This is a genomic window from Ochrobactrum sp. SFR4, from assembly GCF_019730395.1.
Lineage (GTDB): Bacteria > Pseudomonadota > Alphaproteobacteria > Rhizobiales > Rhizobiaceae > Pseudochrobactrum.
In genome coordinates this window covers 1-274 of the sequence record NZ_JAAPBB010000751.1, presented here as the reverse complement: position 1 = coordinate 274, position 274 = coordinate 1, and the positions used below count along the sequence as shown (strand labels likewise).

General features: G+C 52.2%; 1 protein-coding gene. It reads right to left on the bottom strand.

The window, feature by feature from the left end:
- Window positions 1-22 precede the first annotated feature (22 nt).
- Window positions 23-274: diguanylate cyclase domain-containing protein (locus HBA93_RS21085; protein WP_221724571.1), on the bottom strand; the 252-nt coding region annotated here is incomplete at its 5' end.

The following is a 274-nucleotide window of genomic DNA, read 5'->3' as shown; positions in this document are numbered from 1 at the left end:
TTCGGGAAGACTGGCAGCGATTTCAGCCCAGCCGATCAGCTTTGGCGGCATAGAGCGCCAGATCCGCATTGCGCAACAGTGTATCAATATCCTGCCCGTCATGCGGGGCGAGAACCACGCCGATGGTGCAGCCGATATATTCTGAATTGTCTTCCAGCAGATAGGGTTGCTGAAACAGTTCAGTAATTTCTTCCGCGAACAGGCTGATTTCCTGCCGGTAATCAGGATTGTTCATGTCAAAAGAATGGATGATGGCAAATTCGTCGCCGCCGAG